Annotated in this window: 14 protein-coding genes; 5 read left to right on the top strand and 9 right to left on the bottom strand. The window is 66.0% G+C overall.

Annotated elements, in window-relative coordinates; genetic code table 11:
- Nucleotides 1-16: 16 nt before the first annotated feature.
- Both FG93_RS31200 and FG93_RS12705 read left to right on the top strand, forming a co-directional pair.
- Nucleotides 17-2,401 carry a Wzz/FepE/Etk N-terminal domain-containing protein gene (locus FG93_RS31200; protein ID WP_152579419.1) on the top strand — a complete coding sequence of 795 codons (2,385 nt, stop codon included), beginning with the start codon at nt 17-19 and terminating at the stop codon, nt 2,399-2,401.
- Between the two features lie 39 nt (nt 2,402-2,440).
- Complete coding sequence (locus FG93_RS12705) at nt 2,441-3,586, top strand: Gfo/Idh/MocA family protein (RefSeq protein ID WP_043234889.1); 1,146 nt, start codon at nt 2,441-2,443, stop codon at nt 3,584-3,586.
- Here the strand turns inward: FG93_RS12705 and FG93_RS12700 are convergent, their stop codons facing one another.
- Together FG93_RS12700 and FG93_RS12695 are read right to left on the bottom strand one after the other, a co-directional pair.
- Nucleotides 3,587-4,663, bottom strand: coding sequence for a Gfo/Idh/MocA family protein (locus FG93_RS12700; RefSeq protein WP_043234888.1), 1,077 nt, complete (start codon nt 4,661-4,663; stop codon nt 3,587-3,589).
- Nucleotides 4,664-4,786: 123 nt separating this feature from the next.
- The gene (locus FG93_RS12695; RefSeq protein WP_081881504.1) at nt 4,787-5,842 is read right to left on the bottom strand and encodes a glycosyltransferase family 2 protein; all 1,056 of its coding nucleotides are present in this window, start codon (nt 5,840-5,842) and stop codon (nt 4,787-4,789) included.
- Between the two features lie 165 nt (nt 5,843-6,007).
- On the opposite strand from FG93_RS12695, the gene FG93_RS12690 reads away from it, so the two are divergent.
- Nucleotides 6,008-7,177: a glycosyltransferase gene (locus FG93_RS12690; protein WP_043234886.1), complete on the top strand. Its 1,170-nt coding sequence runs from the start codon at nt 6,008-6,010 to the stop codon at nt 7,175-7,177.
- A 49-nt stretch (nt 7,178-7,226) separates the two neighbouring features.
- Here FG93_RS12690 and FG93_RS12685 read toward each other — a convergent pair whose 3' ends face one another.
- Nucleotides 7,227-8,345: an AbrB family transcriptional regulator gene (locus FG93_RS12685; RefSeq protein WP_081881503.1), complete on the bottom strand. Its 1,119-nt coding sequence runs from the start codon at nt 8,343-8,345 to the stop codon at nt 7,227-7,229.
- A 268-nt stretch (nt 8,346-8,613) separates the two neighbouring features.
- Here FG93_RS12685 and FG93_RS12680 point away from each other — a divergent pair, with 268 nt between their 5' ends.
- Nucleotides 8,614-9,708 (top strand): DMT family transporter, encoded by a 1,095-nt coding sequence (locus FG93_RS12680; protein ID WP_161783815.1) that lies wholly within the window; start codon nt 8,614-8,616, stop codon nt 9,706-9,708.
- Nucleotides 9,709-9,858: 150 nt separating this feature from the next.
- On the opposite strand, the gene FG93_RS12675 is transcribed toward FG93_RS12680, so the two are convergent.
- The 3 genes from FG93_RS12675 to FG93_RS12665 form a co-directional block, all read right to left on the bottom strand.
- A complete protein-coding gene (locus tag FG93_RS12675) occupies nt 9,859-10,509 on the bottom strand; it encodes a glutathione S-transferase family protein (RefSeq protein WP_043234883.1) in 651 nt (216 codons plus the stop codon).
- A gap of 20 nt (nt 10,510-10,529) precedes the next feature.
- Complete coding sequence (locus FG93_RS12670) at nt 10,530-11,003, bottom strand: SRPBCC family protein (RefSeq protein WP_043234882.1); 474 nt, start codon at nt 11,001-11,003, stop codon at nt 10,530-10,532.
- A gap of 70 nt (nt 11,004-11,073) precedes the next feature.
- On the bottom strand, nt 11,074-11,427 hold the full coding sequence (locus FG93_RS12665) for a helix-turn-helix transcriptional regulator (RefSeq protein WP_043234881.1): 354 nt from the start codon (nt 11,425-11,427) through the stop codon (nt 11,074-11,076).
- A 177-nt stretch (nt 11,428-11,604) separates the two neighbouring features.
- On the opposite strand from FG93_RS12665, the gene FG93_RS12660 reads away from it, so the two are divergent.
- Nucleotides 11,605-12,648 (top strand): GMP reductase, encoded by a 1,044-nt coding sequence (locus FG93_RS12660; RefSeq protein WP_043235094.1) that lies wholly within the window; start codon nt 11,605-11,607, stop codon nt 12,646-12,648.
- Nucleotides 12,649-12,669: 21 nt separating this feature from the next.
- On the opposite strand, the gene FG93_RS12655 is transcribed toward FG93_RS12660, so the two are convergent.
- The 3 genes from FG93_RS12655 to FG93_RS12645 are packed head-to-tail and all read right to left on the bottom strand — an operon-like array spanning nt 12,670 to nt 15,612.
- Nucleotides 12,670-13,365: an ABC transporter ATP-binding protein gene (locus tag FG93_RS12655; RefSeq protein WP_043234880.1), complete on the bottom strand. Its 696-nt coding sequence runs from the start codon at nt 13,363-13,365 to the stop codon at nt 12,670-12,672.
- Nucleotides 13,362-14,609 carry an ABC transporter permease gene (locus tag FG93_RS12650; protein WP_043234879.1) on the bottom strand — a complete coding sequence of 416 codons (1,248 nt, stop codon included), beginning with the start codon at nt 14,607-14,609 and terminating at the stop codon, nt 13,362-13,364. The genes FG93_RS12655 and FG93_RS12650 overlap by 4 nt, the downstream gene beginning before the upstream one ends.
- A gap of 4 nt (nt 14,610-14,613) precedes the next feature.
- Nucleotides 14,614-15,612, bottom strand: coding sequence for an efflux RND transporter periplasmic adaptor subunit (locus tag FG93_RS12645; protein WP_043235092.1), 999 nt, complete (start codon nt 15,610-15,612; stop codon nt 14,614-14,616).
- Nucleotides 15,613-15,707: the final 95 nt, after the last annotated feature.

The raw sequence follows: 15,707 nt of genomic DNA, 5'->3' as shown, positions 1-15,707 counted from the left end.
GGCCGGGCGGGGTTGAGTGAAGCGTAGCGTCATGTTCACGACCGAGAGCGCCGATGGCGAGCTCAGCAGAACCGAACAGGCCGGCAGCCGCGCGGAGCCGGCGGCCGGCGGAGCCATGCCGTCGGCACTGGCGCGCCTGACCAACCCGGCCTGGCTCTTTCAGACGCTGTGGAGCCGAAAGGGACTGATCACAGCGGCGGCGCTGGCGGGCGCTCTCCTTGCCGCTCTGGCGAGCCTGTTCATTCCGCCGAAATACGTCTCGACCGCACAGCTCTTCATCGATCCGCGCGACCTGCGCGTGCTGCAGAACGAAGTCTCGCCAAATGCGGTCGGCAGCGACCCGACCTCGATCACGGCCTATCTCGAAAGCCAGGCGCGCATCATTGCCTCGGACAGTATCAAGGCGCGCGTGATCAAGAGCGAGGGCCTCGACAAGGATCCGGAATTCGGGGGCGAGGCCGCCAAGAGCGGGCTGGCCCGACTTCTCTCCGGCAGCAGCACCTCCTCTCGTGACGGACTGCTCTACGCCCTCGCAGCGCTCGATAAGAGCGTCACGGTCCGGCGTGGCGAGCGTACCTTCGTCATCGACATCTCGGTCACCTCGCGCGATCCTGACAAGGCGGCGCGGATCGCCAATGCGCTTGCCACCGCCTATCTCGACGATCAGGCTTCCGTCCGTGCCGAGGCTGCACAACGCGCCACCGGCGCGCTGACCGGGCGCCTGGAGGAGTTGCGCAACCGCCTGCGCATCGCCGAGGAGAAGGCCGAGAAATACAAGGAGGCCAACAGCCTCGTCGGTGCGGGCGGCAAGTCGATCGGCGAAGAGCAGCTTGCCCTGAACAATGCCCAGCTCGTCGCCTTGCGCACCAAGGTCAGCGAAGCCAAGGCAAAATACGACCAGACGCTTGCGACTCGCGCCTCCAGCGTCGAGGCGGGTGCCATACCCGAGGCTGTCGCGTCGAACACCATGACCGCGCTCCGTTCCCAGCTGGGCGCGGCGCTCAGCAAGGAAGCCGATCTGCTGGCCTCGCTTGGCTCACGGCACCCGGCGCTCGCCTCGGCACGGGCTCAGGTGCGCGATGCGCGCCGGCAGATCAACGAGGAACTTGCCCGCATCGCGCGCGCGGCCAAGATCGAATACGACCGCGCCGTCGACGCCGAGAGGCAGATCGCCCGCCGCGTCGAGGAGCTGACCAGGCAGCAATACAGCGCCGGCCGCGCTTCGGTGCAGTTGCGCGAGCTCGAACGCGAGATCGAATCCTCGCGGGCCGTCTATGACGCCTTCCTGCGCCGGGCGCGTGAGACCGGGGAACAATCCGGCATCGACACGACGAATGCGCGCGTCATCAGCATGGCCATGCCGGCTCTCGAGAAGAGCGGCGTCAGCAGGCGCACCGTCGTCATGCTCGGAGGCATTGCCGGCGGCGGCCTGGGCGCGATCGCCACGCTCGGACTGGCGCTGTTTGGCGGCTCCCTGCCTGCACCGCCACCCGGGCTCCGCCGCTGGCCGTTCCGCACCCGCCGTGAGCCTGCTGCCGCAGCCGCGCCTCCAGCCGCACCTGTTGAGCCTGTCCCGTTAATCCCCCCTGCTACGGAGCCGTCTTCCCCAGCTACGGCTGTGGTCCCAGCCAGGACCGGATGGCGGCGTTTCATGACGATCCAAGGCGGCCAACCGGCCGGTACTCCGGAGGTCGAGCAAGCCACCGCGACACCCCCCGTACTCCTGGCAAAACTACCGGTCGTGAGGCATCGACGCTGGCGGCGGGATGGCGAGGTGCGCTCGGTTTTCCAGGCCAAGGCTCATCTCGTCGACGTCATCGACAAACCGAATGCGTCCTTCGCCAGGGCGATCCGCGGCATCCGAACCGAGCTCGCGAGCCAGGGCAGCCCCAATCGGCGGGTCCTCGTCGTCGGATTGCGCCGTAATGCCGGCGCCTCGACGCTGGCGCTCAACCTCGCGCTCGACGCCGCGCAGGCGGGATTGCCGGCTATGCTGGTCGATGCCGGCCTCGGCGGAAACAGTCTGACAACCGTCTTTGCGCCGGATGCGCAGGCAGGTGTGCACGAGATCGTCTCCGGCAGCGCAAGTCTGATCCGTGCAGCACTGCAGGACGAGGGCACCGGACTGTTCTTCGTGCCGCGCAAGGGGCACTCGGAACTCGTCACGGCCGAACAGATCAGCCACGACTTCTTCGGCGCGGCCCGCCGCTTCGGGCCGGTCTTCATCGATGGTGCGTCGCTGGGCTCCGACGCGTTCACACAGCGTTTCGCGGATGCAGTCGACGACATCGTTCTGGTCGGTCGCGAGGGCGAGGTCGGCGCGGGCGAACTCCAGCAGGCAAGTGCGGCACTGGGCAAGAACGCAGCCAAGATCCGCGGCTTCGTCAGCAACGAAGCCTGAGGGCTGCCGTCGCTCCCGATCGCCAGACAGGACACCGTGATGAAGATCGCGCTTATCGGCACAGGATTCGTGGCCGACTACTACATGACCACGCTGGCCAACCATCGCGAGCTTGAGCTTGCCGGCGTCTATGATCGCTCGCCGGACCGTCTCCGGGCGTTCTGCGCCTTTCACGGCACGAGACCTTATGAAGGGCTGGAGGCCGTGCTGGCCGATCCGCAGGTCGGCATCGTCGTCAACCTGACGACGCCCGAAAGCCACTATGAGGTCACGAGGCAGGCGCTTGCCGCCGGCAAGCATGTCTATTGTGAAAAGCCGCTGGCCATGCAGCTCGAGCAGGCACGCGAGCTCGTCGCCCTCGCGGATGCCGCTGGATTGACGCTGGCCACCGCACCGGCGAACGGCCTCAGCGACGCCCACCGGCTGGTGAGCGACGCGCTCTCGCAGGGCGCGATCGGAACGCCGCGGCTGGCCTATGCCGCGATGGAGGACGGTCCGGTCTTCCGGGGCAATTGGACGACCTGGCGGTCGCGCTCCGGCGCGCCATGGCCTGGCCTGCACGAGTTCGAGATTGGCTGCACGCTGGAACATGCGGGCTACGCATTGTCCTGGCTCGTCTCCCTCTTCGGTGCGGTCGAAGCCCTGACCGCGTTCTCGGCGGTGACATTCCCCGACAAGGGGCCCGGCACCGAGACCATCACCATGGCTCCGGATTTCTCGGTCGGCTGCCTCACCTTTCGCTCCGGCCCCGTCGCCCGGTTGAGTTGCGGCCTGGCGGCACCCAAGGACCGTTCGCTGCAGATCCTTGGAGACAAGGGAACGATCACGGTGCGCGACCTCTGGGACAACCGATCCGCGGTCTATCTCGAACGCACGGATGCACCGCGCAGCCTCCCCCGTCTCCTGGCGAACCGCGTCGAGGCGCGGCTCGGCCGCTTCCTGCCCTGGAAGCCGGAGCCCGGCCGCAAACTCGCATATCCGTCCACCACAAGCCGGTCGACCCTGCCGGCCTTCCCCTCGCAGATCGACTTCGCGCGCGGCATCGCCGACCAGGCAACTGCGATCGCGGCGAAGCAGAAGCCTGTCTTCTCGGGGGCGCTCGCACTCCACATCACCGAGCTTGCGCTGGCGCTGAACAATGCCCGCGACCTGCCGCAGCCCTATCGGATGCAGAGCCGTTTCTGATCAGAAGGTTCTGGCCGGCGGCTGCGCCAGAACCGTCTCGATGATGCTCAACACGGCCGCGCTTTCAGCGAGCGGCATGGCTGCGCAGCCGATCTCACCGCGCCGGACGGCATCCATCACGGCGCGAGCCTGAAACTGCAGTCCATTGCCGGCAAAGCGGTAGCTCTCCTGGCTGCGCCCCGGCATCGGCAGCCGGCCGAGCAGCTTTCCGGCCAGTCCATTCCGGAGCCGTGGCCCTCGCCACGAACACCCGAATGCCGCGGTGGTATAGTGTGTCAGCCGCTGCGCCTTCAGGAAGGGCGCATCCAGCCGGATCGCACCTGCGTCCCCCTCGATCAGGAACTGGTTCGTTCCGTTGCGATCAAAGCCGCAGGAGAGTTCCGCCACCGCTTCCGGATAGTGCAGGACGAACTCGCAACGCAGATCGACGCCGCTCAGCGCCGCGAGCCAGCGGCCGGTGACGCGCTCCGGGCTGCCAAGCCAATGCAGGGCGAGCGAGACCGGATAGACCCCAAGGTCGAATGCCGAGCCTCCGCCCAGCGCCGGGTCGAAGAAGCGACTGCCGGGGATTTCCTGGCGGAGATAGGAGAGATCCGCCCGAATGCGCCGAACCTTGCCGATCCTTCCCGCGGCCACCTGCTCGCGCGCCGCCACCACGGCCGGCAGGAAGCGCGTCCACATCGCCTCCATCGCGAAGACATGATGCGTCCGGCTCGCCTCAATCAAGCCGAGAACATCGACGGAGGTGAGGGCGATCGGCTTTTCGATCAACACCGGCTTGCCGGCGGCGATCCCCCGGAGGCCTTGCTCGACATGCAGGGAATTCGGCGTCGCGACGTAAAGCGCATCGATGGCCGGATCGGCGAGCAGGGCCTCGGCGTCGCCATAGGCGACGGTCGCTCCGAACTCCGCCGCAAAGGCTTGCGCCTTGTCCAGCGCACGGGACTGGACCGCGCCGATCCGGGCGTCGGGCATGAGGGCGAGATCGGCAGCAAACCGCCGCGCGATCACGCCGGTTCCGACAATGCCCCAGCAAAAGCGCTCCGCTCCGCTCGGAGCCGCATCACCATTCGCCATGCCGCGCGCCCTAGATCACGCTGCGTTTGGACGAAATCGTCCAAACGCAGAAAACGTGATTGACTCTAATAGCTTAGAACATGCTTTATGCGAAAAACCGTTGCCACTTTTTCGCAGCATGCTCTAGTTCTTGTCCGGCTTGCGGTACTGCTCGTTGCTGACGCCGAGCTCCGACATCAGGCGACCGAACGCCACCTGCATGTGATAGAGCCCGATCGTGACCGAGCCGGTGCGCAGACCGAGTGGAAGCCCGCGAAAAGGCGAGGCTGCGAGCAGCACGAGACTCTTAGCCAGAACCTTGAGCCGCCCCCGCACCGATGGATCCAGGCGTCGTTCGATCGTGGCCGAGATCGCGCCATTGCGCAGGCTGCGGGCTGCGATCCAACTGAATTCCGTGCGCCGCCCCGGCATGGTCTCGCGCATCGCGGCGTCCTGGACCCACCAGAAACGGAAGCCGGCTTCCTTGCTGCGCCGGAAGAAGTCACTGTCGCCGCCCCCGGTGAAATCAAAGCTCTCGTCGAGAAAGGGGTAGCCGAGCGTCTCCAGCACCTCGCACCGGATCAGGTAATTGGCACTCGAGAACAGGATCGGCACCTCGCCCGAGGCATCATAATGCGATCGGAAGACCGGGTGTGCGCTCAGCCAGGCCCGCGATTGATCCTCGAAGACGGGGGTCACCGAGCCGCCGAAGAGCTGGGCCGGCGCAGTCGCCGCCGCGCGAAGAAGTGAGTCGAGCCAGAGCGGCAGCGCCTCCTCGTCGTCATCAATGCCGAGGACCTGCTTCAGCGCGGGAAGACGGGTGAGCCCGCAGCGCCAGGCGGCATTGTAGGCCTTGCAATTGCCCTGGCGTGGCTCGACGATGACGTATCCCTTGAACAACCCCGCTGTGTGAAGGGCGCACGCCCGCTCTGCGCCGGCGCGTTCGACGCCTTCGTTTTCGACGACGATGATTGCGAAGTCATGCCCGCCCTGCTGCGCTGCCAAGGAACGCAAGGTGCGCTCCAGCAACTCCGGACGCTTGAAAGTCGGTACGCAAATGACGCTTTCGACGCTTCGCAGCGCCGCCTCCGGCGAAGCCGCGACGATCTCGAAGGTTTCGGGCGTATCGAAGCCAGGAATGGAGGCACGCCGCGAGGCGCCTTCCAAACTGCCGGCGGATTGTTGGACGGGGTCAGCCATGGTGCCCCACCATGCCGCATCTCCGCTTAAGGTTCGGTGTCGGCGATTTCTGCCCGCGCGGACACCCCCGACGCCTGATGTTCAGGATAGTGTGTCGCCGAACTTGACCCGGCCGAGCATCTGACGCCTCTCTCACAGTCGTCCCTATCGTCAGGATCGGCCCCGTTGCGCCTTGCCTTCATCACCTCGCTGATCCCGGTTGCAAAGCCCGATACCGGCTTCGAGATCGCCAATGCCGCAATCCTCGATGCGCTGCGCTCCGCCGGGCACGAGGTCACGGCCTTCGGATTCCTGCGCCCGGGCGAAGCGCCGGCCGACCCCGCTCAGGCCGTGGTGATCGGCGCCGTCGATATCGAGAACGCGGTCGCTCCCGCAAGCCGCAAGCTGCAATGGCTCGGTTCTGCGCTCAGCCGCGGCCTGCCTGTCGCCTGCGCCAAGCTGCGGCTCGCCGGAGCGGGCAAGCTGGTCGAGGCGGTAAGGACCCGCGGCCCGTTCGACGCACTGATTCTCAACTCGGTGATGCTGCCCGGCGCCTTTCCGGAGCTGACCACGCTCGGCCCTTGCGTGCTGGTCGAGCACAATATCGAGCATGTCTCGGCCGGCCAGAATGCAGCGCATGCCGGCACCGGGCTGATGGGTTGGCTCTATGCCCGCGAGTCCAGGTTGCTGGAAGCCGTCGAGACGCGCCTCTGGAACGAGGTCGGCTATATCTGGACGCTGGCCGAGGAAGACCGGCTTGCGCTCGGGCCTGCCGCAACGAAGGCGGCGGTCCTCCCGCTCGTCTCCGGCAGTGGCCCGCAGCCGGCGGCCACGGCCGAACCGATCGCGCCAGCCTTCGACGTCGGCATGATCGGGACCTGGACCTGGCAGCCGAATTTCATCGGGCTCGACTGGTTCTTGCGCGAGGTCGCTCCGCTCCTCCCGGCAGACATCTCGGTGGCAGTCGCCGGGCGACTGCCTGCGGAGATGGCGCCGGTCCCTGCCCAGGTGCGACTGGTCGGGCGCGTCGCTGATGCGAACGCCTTCCTCCAATCCTGCCATGTGCTGGCCTTGTCGAGCCGCGCAGGAACCGGCGTGCAGTTGAAGACGATCGAGGCGATGCAACTCGGCATGCCAGCCGTGGCGACGACACTCTCCTGCCGCGGCTTTACAACGCTGCCGGAGAATTTCTCGCTCGCGGACAGGCCGGAGACCTTTGCCCAGGCCCTGACCGAACGCGTGCGAACCGCGCGCGAGGGAAACTCTCAACGCATCGATGGAGCGGCCTTCATGGCCATCCAGAGGGATGCCCTGGCGAGCGCACTGGCCGCCGGGCTCGAGGCCGCGCGCCGCTAGATCATCGGCTTTCCCGAAAACCGCAATCCACTGTTCGATGCTTCAGGCGCTACTCCGCCGGTGCGGTCTTGGTCTTGCGCCTGTCGCCGAGGATCAAGCCGAAGACGGGCCCGGCGCCGATCATGACCAGGAAGACGCGAATGATGTGATGGGCTGCGACGAAAGCGACCTCGGTGTGGAGCGCCAGCGCGATCAGGCTCATCTCGGCGAGCCCACCCGGCGAATAGGCCAGGATCAGCGGCACATGACCATAGATCGAGACCTTTGAGACGCCCCAGGCGAACGCGATCGTCAGGGCGAGCAGCACCGCCGTCGAGCCGACCGAGAGCAGGAGGACACGCAGGATCACGCTTGGCGAGGTGCCGACAAAGCGGCAGCCGACGGTGACGCCGAGCACGAGCTGGGCTGCATTGACGACCTGGAAGGGCGGCGCGGAATCGCTCCAGCCGAGGAAATGAACCAGCGCACTGACTACCATCGGCCCGAGCAGGTGTTTGGCCGGCAGCCGCAGCAGATGTCCGAGGATCACGCCGAAGACGCCGCAGCCGATGAGCCAGAGTTCGGCGAAGAGCGGAGTCTGCGCCAGCGAGGGACCGGCATTGCGCGTTGCCGACAGCGAGACGCCCTCGATCGACTGTACGATGAAGGGCAGCGTCATCACCACGAGCAGGACGCGCGCCGAGTGGATCAGCGCGATGATGCGGGCATCGCCGCCCTTCTCCTCGCCGAGGAGAACCATCTCCATCAGCCCGCCCGGCATACCGGCAAAAAAGGCGGTCACCCGATCGAAGCCGGCGACGCGGCGGAAATAGGTGACGCAACACAGGCCACAGGCGGTCATGAACAGAACGAGGCCGATCAGTGTCGGCAGCCAGTTCGGCAATTGCGCCACGAGATCGGGACGGAATCCCGCGCCGAGCATGACGCCGATCACAGCGCTCATCGGAGGACGAATGACGCCGGGCGCGGAAACCGGCGCCTTGAGCAGCGCGGCAACGGTGCAGAACACCATGGAGCCCAGCATCCAGGGCAGTGGCAATTTCGCCTGCACGAAGAGCCAGCCGCCGAGACCGCCGAGCGCCAGGGCGAGGGCAAAACGGCGATAGGGGAAGCGCCGGGGAGAGAGCGAACGCAGGCCGCTCACGAAATCGGACAGCAATTCCCGCATGCGTCTGTCGTGCCCTTCAACCCGGCGAAGGCCGGAAACGCGTCGATGGTGGCACGGCTCCTACACCGCTTCGGCCGGCGCATACAGTACGCCGGTGGAATGTCGGCTCCGCGGCCCGAACGGATCGGCGCATGACGACCACCCTCCATCACAACCCAGCCATGCCCGCTGACCATCTGGTCAGGGTGTCGAAGATCATCAATGGTTTCAGGGCATGTGCGATGTGATGAGCCGAGGGTGCATTCGCACTCGGCCAATGGTTCGGGCGATGAGCGAAGACCGGCTTTCCGAGCAGCGGCGCGGCTCGGGTTCTGACGACGGTGTCGGCGAGCTGTCGAACCCGTTACGGCACGCATCGCCGGAGGATTCCGAACCTCCAGCATCCAGGCGCGACGAGGCTCCGCCGATCGTGCTGGCCGCCATTGCCGGCGTGATCGAACCCGGCCCCTCAGGCTGGCTCGCCGGCCGCCGGCACCGGCTGACACATTGGTGGCGCGGCTCGACACCGAACCTGCGCGGTTCGGTCTACATGCTGTCGGCGATGCTGGTCTATGCGGTGATGGTCGGGCTGATCAAGCATATCGGCTCAACCATTCCACTGGTCCAGACGCTGCTGATCCGACAGGTGATCATGAGCGTGATCATCATCGCCTTCGCGGCCAACCAGCTGCCGGCCATGATGCGGACCTCGCGTCTGGGACTGCAGGTCTTCCGCGGCCTGATCACGCTCGCCTCGATGCTCTGCGGTTTCAGCGCCATCATCTACATTCCGCTGGCTCAAGCGACCGCGATCGGGTTCAGCCAGGTGCTGTTCGTCACCATCGCCGCAGTGCTGCTGCTGAAGGAGAAGGTCGATGCCCGCCGCTGGGTCGCGACCATCATCGGCTTCATCGGCGTCGTCATCATGCTCAACCCATCGGCGGAGGGGCTGAACATCTACGCGCTGATGTCCGTCGCCGGCGCGTTTCTCGGGGCGGGCATCACCATCAGCGTACGCAAGTTGGCAGCAACGGAGCGGACCGACACGATCCTGATCTATCAGGGCATCGTCCTGATCATCGTGCTCGCCGTGCCGACCTGGATCTTCTGGGTCCAGCCGACCGCCGAACAATGGCTTTCGCTGACCCTGCTCAGCCTGTTCGGCACGGCAGGGCAATGGCTGATCACGCGCGCCTATCAGGTCGGGGAAGCAGCCGCGCTCGCCCCGCTCGATTTCACGCGCCTGCTGCTGGCGAGCTTCACCGGCTTCGTCTTCTTCTCGGAGGTTCCGGCGCTCACCACCTGGATCGGCGCCACCTTCGTGATCGGGGCAACGCTCTACACGATGCGCAAGAACGCCAGGCCGCTGACCTCTCCGGCCTGACCGTCGCCCTCCCTCACAGGATGCCCCCGTGACCCGCCACCAGCTCGACGCCGGCCTGAAGACCTGCGCTCGCCGACGCAGGCTGAAGGCGTGTTTCATCCCGAGCGGTACAGTCTGCAGTCATGATGCAAGGGACGATCGCGAAAACCGCTAGCCGCGTGGGAACATATGCAGGTAGGGCCCGGCCTCTCGCAGCACACGCATATAGGAGGGGCGCTCCAGCAGCCGGTCGAAATAGGCTGCGACGGCCCTGTGCGTGTCGCGGAAGGGCAGCACCAGCTCGGAATAATAGAGCGCCGGCGCGGCAGCGCAGTCGGCCATGGTGAAGGCATCCCCCGCAGCCCAACGGCGCCCGACCAGCGTGTGCTCGAGCACATCATAGGCCGTCTGCAGCCGTTTCCTTGCCTGTTCGACGCCCGTCGGGTCCTTGCCGTCGGCCGGCCTTATGCGGTCCCCGACGATCTTCTGGATGGTCTCATTGAGATAAATGTCGAAGAAGCGGTCCTGCAGCCGGACTTCGAGCGCGAGAGCGGCGTCGTCCGGGATCAGCCGAAACGCCCCCGGATGGGTTCGGTCGAGATATTCGATGATGATGCTGGACTCAGGCACGATGCGCCCCCGCGCTTCATCCTGCAGCACGGGAAACCGCCCCATCGGCCAGAGCTTCAGCAGAGCCGTGCGCTGTTCGGGATCACCCAGGTCGACAAGCTTTGGCGTGAAGGGCGTGCCGTTCTCGTAGAGCGCGATCACCACCTTCTGGCAGAACGAGGAGAGCGGATGGAAATGCAGCGTCAGCGACATGGGCGAGCCTCCGTGTGATGTCAGGCAGCGGCAGACTGGCGCTGCAATTCGCGGGCGAGATTGTCGAGGCCGATGCGGGTACCGCGTTCCCGTTCCTCCGGGCGGTCGTAACCGTCAAGAAAGGCAGCCTGCTCGGTAAAGACGAACCGTGTTCGCGAGCCTTCCGCCCTGAACAGGACGGTCGCCAGCGACACCGAAATGCGCCGCTCGGCCAAGCGCATCGCATAAGCGTAGACGATGCGGTTGCCGGGCACGATGTCCTGGTAGACGGCGTCGTAGATGTGGTCGACGCCGTCGGAATCCCGCGTTGTCAGATGTTCCTGGCCACCGACCGAGAAGTCGAGCGTGTGCGCACCGGCCTCCCAGTCGTCGTGGCAGGCAAACCAGCGCCGCTTAATCGCCGGATCGGCCCAGGCCGCGAAAACGCGGGCCGTGGAGGCGTCATAGACGCGTTCGATGGTGAAGGTGGCATGCGTGACACTGTGTTCTGTCATCCCGTGCTCCTCTGCTCATTGGTGGTCGGGCGCTTTGTCGGATCAGGCCATCCTTATTGTTCGCGGTCAGTCATGTCGGGTTTCCTTCATCCGGTTCTTCCGGGTTCTCTGCGAGATAGGCGCCCAGGCGATCGAAGCGCCGCTCCCACACCATTCGGCGCTCGCTGATCCAGCGCTCGGCGGCGCGCAGCGCCTGCGTCTCGACGTGGCAGGTCCGGACCCGTCCCTGCTTCTGCGAGCGGATGAGTCCGCTTTCCTCGAGCACCGCGAGATGCTGCACCACTGCCGACAACGTCATCGCCAGCGGCGCGGCGAGTTCGCTCACCGAGGCCGGCCCATCGCACAGGCGCTCCACCATCAGCCGGCGGGTCGGATCCGCCAATGCCTGGAACATCAAGTCGAGCTGCGCCGGTTGGTGAAGCATGCGCTTAAGTATCCTGGCACGGCGGGGCTGTCCAGAATTATTTAGCAACTGCTAAAGTGTTATCGCGAAACGGCACCGCGCTATTTGCGTCCAAGGCCCGTGACCGGCTATGAGTCCCGGCACGCCTCCTCAGCGCGTGCGCCCAAATTCCGCGCCAAAGCAGCCGAGGCTTCCATCATGCGTATCGAGAACGATCCCAAGCTCGACTTCCGGGACGTGCTGATCCGGCCCAAGCGGTCGACGCTGGGCAGTCGTGCCCATGTCGACGTCAACCGCACGTTCCGCTTCGCCCATACCGGCAAGGACTGGACCGGCTTCCCGCTGATCGCCGCCAACATGGATGTGGTCGGCACAATGAGCATGGCGCGCGCCTTGCTGAAGCATGGCGCGATGGTGGCCCTGCACAAGCATTACGATGCCGACGATCTGATCGCCTTCTTCAAGGAGAAGGAATCGGCCAACGCCTTCTATTCGCTCGGCACCACCGAGACCGATCACGAGAAGCTGAAGCACGTCCATTCCAAGGCACCGATCAGCAAGATCTGCCTCGATGTTGCCAACGGCTACACCGAAAAATTCGTCGACACCGTCAAGGCGACCCGCGAAGCCTTCCCGCATGCGGCGATCATGGCCGGCAATGTCGTGACCGGCGACATGACGGAAGCGCTGCTTCTTGCCGGCGCCGACATCGTCAAGGTCGGCATCGGCCCCGGCTCGGTCTGCACCACCCGCAAGATGACCGGCGTCGGCTACCCGCAACTCTCCGCCATCATCGAATGCTCCGATGCGGCGCATGGCCTGAAAGGCCTGGTTTGCGGTGATGGCGGCTGCACCGTGCCGGGCGACCTCGCCAAGGCCTATGGCGGCGGTGCCGATTTCGTCATGCTGGGCGGCATGCTCGCCGGCCATGACGAATGCGAGGGCAAGATCCGCTACGAGGAGCGCGACGGCAAGAAGGCTCCGGTCGCGATGACCTTCTACGGCATGTCCTCGGACACGGCGATGAAGCGCTATTCCGGCGGCGTCGCGAAATACCGCGCCTCCGAGGGCAAGACTGTCGAAGTGCCCTATCGCGGCCCGGTCGAGGGTACGATGCAGGAGCTGATGGGCGGCGTGCGCTCAGCCATGACCTATATCGGCGCCGTTCGGCTGAAGGAGATGCCCAAGCGCACCACCTTCATCATGGTCGGCAGCCAGCTGAATACGATATTCGGCACCTGAGGCGCTTGCGCGGGCGGCGGCTCAGCCGCCCGGCAGGGCTTCGTCCTCGGTCACCCGGCCGTCGACGAGATGAATGCGGCGGCTGGTCAAGGCAGCCATCTCCAGATCGTGAGTGACGGCAACCACGGTCTTGCCGCGCTCACGCACCAGCGCGTCCAGTATCGCGAAGACCTGCTCCGAGTTCTTGCTGTCGAGGCTACCGGTCGGCTCGTCGGCAAGGACGAGCGGTGGGTCGTTGGCGAGCGCTCGCGCCACGGCGACACGCTGGCGCTGCCCGCCCGAGAGCTGGTCTGGCCGCTTGTCGAGATGCCCCGCGAGGCCGAGCGCCTCGAGCAGCTGCGTCGAGCGCTCGCGCATCGCTCCAGGCGGGAGGCGCCCGAGCCGGCGCATCGGGATCTCGACATTCTCGCGCACGGTGAATTCCGGCAGCAGGAAATGGAACTGGAAGACGAAGCCGAGTGTCTCCAGCCTGATCCGCGCGCTGTCCCGTTCGCTGAGCCCCTCCGTGTCGCGGCCCCCGAGCCGGAGTACGCCTCCTGTCGGTCGGTCGAGCAGGCCGAGCAGATAGAGCAGCGAGGACTTGCCCGAGCCGGACGGGCCGGTGATGGCGACGAATTCGCCCTCGCCGATCGTCAGCGACACATCCTCCACCAGCGTGACGGGCACGGCAGCGGGAAGCACGCGCGTCAAGCCGGTCGCCTCGATCAGCGCCGTCATGTCGCGCCCCGGATGATGTCGACCGGGTTGAGCCGGGCAGCCTGCCGCGCCGGCAGATAGCCGGCTATCCCGGCAGAAACCAGCGCGAAGCCGGCCGCAATCAGGTAATGCCAGATGCTCCAGGCCAGCGGCAGGCGGGTGATTTCCTGCACCACCGACGCCCCCGAGAGTTCGAAGCGGACGAGCGAGAGCGCGAAGCACAGGGCAAAGCCGACCGCCCACCCGATCAGGGAGCCTCCGGCCCCGAGCACAAGTCCCTCCAGGAGGAACAGGCGACGCATGTCGGTTTCCGTGAAGCCGAGCGACTTCAGGATGGCGATGTCGCGCGCCTTCTCATGGGTGATGGTCGAGATGATGTTGAAGATGCCGAAACCGGCCACCAGCAGAATCGCGCCAACGACGGTGTACATGATGACATTGCGGATCACCAAAGCCTCAAGCAGCGACTCGTTCGCCTCCTGCCAGGCCACCGCCTTGTAGCCGATCAGCGCCTCGGCGCGCCGCGCCACCTGAGGCGCGAAAGCGGGATCGTCGAGCTTCAGCCGGATCTCGTTGATCGCATTCGGCCGCTCGCTCAGAATCTGTGCATTCTTGAGCAGGACATAGCCCTCACCCTCGTCACGCGCGGTCGTTCCGGTATGGAACAGGCCGACGATCTTGAAGGCACGGGTCTGGCCGGTGGAGGAGACCACCGTCACGGTTGTCCCGAGGTCGGCACCGAGACGCTGGGCCAGGCGGTCTCCGACGACGATGTTGTTGCCCCCGGCGATCAGCGAGGTGAAGCTGCCCTCGCGGAAATCCCTGGCGATCGACGAGACGCGCATTTCGGCCTGCGGCTCGATGCCGATGATGCCGATGCCGACATCGCGCCCGGCATAGCGCACCACCCCTTGCGTCTTCAGGCTCGATGCCATTTGGCCGGGAACCCAGGCTCTCAGCAACGCCGTCGCTTCGGTCGGGTTGAGGATACCGCGGCGATCGTCCTTTGGTCTCAGCCCAGCGATCTGGATCGATGCGAACTGGTCCTGCGCCGGTTGCCGGCGCGCGGTGCGCCGCTCGTCGGTGATGTCGACATGCGGCATGGTGTCGACAAGCCTCGCGACGAAATCGTCCTCGCCCCCCTGCATCAGGGCCGCCATCGCGATGGAGAAGCCGACTCCCAGCGCCACGCCGAGCACGGCGACGAGCGTCTGCCGACCGCGCCCGAGGATATGCGTCAGGGCAAGATCGAGGATCAACCGCATGGCCTCACCCTCCCTGGACCCTGACGCGTGCGCCGTCACTGATACGTTCGGGATAGGGCGCAATGACGCGCACCGTGTCCGGCATCCCCGAGAGGATCTCCACCTCGCTCGTGCCGCGGATGCCGATCGTCAGCTCGCGGCGGCGCACGACATCGCCCTCGACGACGAACACCGCGTTGCCGTGAACGGCGTTGGTCGGCAGCAGCAGGGCATTCTGCGACACGCGCGCGATGATGTTGATTTCGACCGTCATGCCGATCATCACGGGCGTGTCGTCGGGCAAGGCCAGATAGACACGATAGGTCTTGGCGATGGGATCGCCCTTGGGCGTGATGCTGTCGACCGTGGCTTCGAGCTTCCGGCCCGGGAAGGCATCGGCCATCAGCAGGGCCTTCTGGCCGACCTTGACCTGGGGAATATCCTCCTCGTTCACCTCGGCGACGACGCGGAGCGGCTTCGCCTCGCCAATCCAGAATAGAACCGTGCCGGGCTCGGCGATCTCGCCAACCTCGCCGTCGCGGCGCAGGACGGTGCCGCGCATCGGCGCGCGGAGCAGGTAGTTTTCCAGCCGGGCCGTCTGGCCTGCGACGAGCGCCGAGGTCTGTCCGATCTCGCTGCGGGCGCGATCAAGCGCCTGCTGGGTGACGACCTTGCGCTCGACAAGCGTGGCAAGCCGGTCAAGCTCCGTCGAGGCGAGGGCGTGGCGCGCCTTCAATTCGGCCAGCGTCGCCTCGGCCTGGGCCCTGTCCAGCTTGGCCAGGACCTGCCCCTCCTCGACCCGGGTGCCTTCGCAGTTGCAGAGTTCGACAATGCGCTCGCGAATGAGCGGCGTCACCTTGGCCCAGGTCCGCGGCTCGACGACGCCCGTCGCATAGACGATGGCCGCCGCGTCGCCACGCTTCGCCAGCACGGTGGAAACCAGCGCCGGCCGGGTGAAGGACCAATAAGTCGCGGCCGCGACCACGAGCACGACCAGGACAAGCAGACGACGAACGAGCTTCAAGGCATCCCTCCCGGGAGGAGGCGGCAGCGACATGGCAGGGCAACGCGATTTTTCATTGCTCCGGCATCGATCAAGGCGCTAAAATTACAGACCGA

The sequence above is a fragment of the Allobosea sp. LC85 genome, from assembly GCF_000735605.1.
GTDB lineage: Bacteria > Pseudomonadota > Alphaproteobacteria > Rhizobiales > Beijerinckiaceae > Allobosea.
The sequence above is the reverse complement of the archived record's forward strand: the minus strand, read 5'-3'. Positions and strand labels throughout refer to the sequence as shown.

What these genes read in the sequence shown, in the direction of transcription:
- FG93_RS12705 (WP_043234889.1), top strand. Translation starts at nt 2,441, where the DNA reads ATGAAGATCGCGCTTATCGGCACAGGATTCGTGGCCGACTACTACATG.
- FG93_RS12700 (WP_043234888.1), bottom strand. Translation starts at nt 4,663, where the DNA reads ATGGCGAATGGTGATGCGGCTCCGAGCGGAGCGGAGCGCTTTTGCTGG.
- FG93_RS12695 (WP_081881504.1), bottom strand. Translation starts at nt 5,842, where the DNA reads ATGGCTGACCCCGTCCAACAATCCGCCGGCAGTTTGGAAGGCGCCTCG.
- FG93_RS12685 (WP_081881503.1), bottom strand. Translation starts at nt 8,345, where the DNA reads ATGCGGGAATTGCTGTCCGATTTCGTGAGCGGCCTGCGTTCGCTCTCT.
- FG93_RS12680 (WP_161783815.1), top strand. Translation starts at nt 8,614, where the DNA reads ATGAGCGAAGACCGGCTTTCCGAGCAGCGGCGCGGCTCGGGTTCTGAC.
- FG93_RS12675 (WP_043234883.1), bottom strand. Translation starts at nt 10,509, where the DNA reads ATGTCGCTGACGCTGCATTTCCATCCGCTCTCCTCGTTCTGCCAGAAG.
- FG93_RS12670 (WP_043234882.1), bottom strand. Translation starts at nt 11,003, where the DNA reads ATGACAGAACACAGTGTCACGCATGCCACCTTCACCATCGAACGCGTC.
- FG93_RS12665 (WP_043234881.1), bottom strand. Translation starts at nt 11,427, where the DNA reads ATGCTTCACCAACCGGCGCAGCTCGACTTGATGTTCCAGGCATTGGCG.
- FG93_RS12660 (WP_043235094.1), top strand. Translation starts at nt 11,605, where the DNA reads ATGCGTATCGAGAACGATCCCAAGCTCGACTTCCGGGACGTGCTGATC.
- FG93_RS12655 (WP_043234880.1), bottom strand. Translation starts at nt 13,365, where the DNA reads ATGACGGCGCTGATCGAGGCGACCGGCTTGACGCGCGTGCTTCCCGCT.
- FG93_RS12650 (WP_043234879.1), bottom strand. Translation starts at nt 14,609, where the DNA reads ATGCGGTTGATCCTCGATCTTGCCCTGACGCATATCCTCGGGCGCGGT.